We start from the raw sequence: 933 nt of genomic DNA, 5'->3' as shown, positions 1-933 counted from the left end.
GGACTGAAAGAACTGGAAAAACAGGGTGAAGCAGTGTACGATAAGGAATTTGGCTGGGTAACCCCAACCATTGGCTCAGGCATTTGTATTTATGGCAAACGTGATGCGCAAGGTGTTATTCTTTGCGCTTTTGAACAAGCATATATGCAAGGCCTAACCCAATGGAAAAAGCCCATCAGCTGTCACTTATACCCCATTCGCATTTCGGCCAGTAAAAAACATACAGATGTGGAATATGTAAATTATGAACCAAGGGAAAAGATGTGCAGTCCGGCCTGTTCGCTGGGTAAACAACTAAAAGTACCGGTATATCTTTTCTTAAAAGATGCACTGATTCGAAAATATGGTACCGAATTTTATGAAGCGCTGTCAGCAACCGCCGAAAATATGCGCCTGGCCAAAAAATAATTTTTTGAATTCAAATTGCAAGTGTTTATCAGCATTAAATTGAGAGGATATGAACAAAAATGCAGCAGGTTTTATTGCAAAAAGCACCATTAAAGCACCCGATTTAGACCATCGCCGAAAAATTAATTTCAATATTGGCAAATACAATGCTGCCGTTCCAAAAGGGCAACAACAATTTGCCGACCTGCCTGCTGTTCGCGAAAAAGCCAAGAATATTAAATGGCGTGCTATTGAACAATTAGATACTTTATTAGAGCAATTCGAAAAACAAATAACAGCCCGTGGGGCGCAGGTTATCTGGGCCGAAAATACCGAACAGGCACTGGCTGCCATTGGCCATATTTGTAAAGCTAAAAACTGTACTACTGTTGTAAAAAGCAAGAGTATGGTTACCGAAGAAATTCACTTAAACCATTTTTTAGAAACCAATGGCATTGAAAGTGTAGAAACCGATTTGGGAGAATACATTCAACAATTGGATGGCGAACCACCCTACCATATTGTTACCCCTGCCATGCACAAAAG

Annotated in this window: 2 protein-coding genes; both read left to right on the top strand. The window is 40.4% G+C overall.

The window, feature by feature from the left end:
- Nucleotides 1–408 (top strand): DUF3109 family protein (locus EO766_RS18245; RefSeq protein ID WP_287101814.1); only part of this gene is annotated, 408 nt, incomplete at its 5' end.
- Nucleotides 409–457: 49 nt separating this feature from the next.
- The coding region (locus EO766_RS18240) for an LUD domain-containing protein (RefSeq protein ID WP_287101812.1) at nucleotides 458–933 on the top strand (476 nt) is incomplete at its 3' end.

Source organism: Hydrotalea sp. AMD (genome assembly GCF_004100315.1).
GTDB lineage: Bacteria > Bacteroidota > Bacteroidia > Chitinophagales > Chitinophagaceae > Hydrotalea > Hydrotalea flava.
Note: the sequence above shows the minus strand (reverse complement) of the source record. Positions and strands in the feature narration are given on the sequence as shown.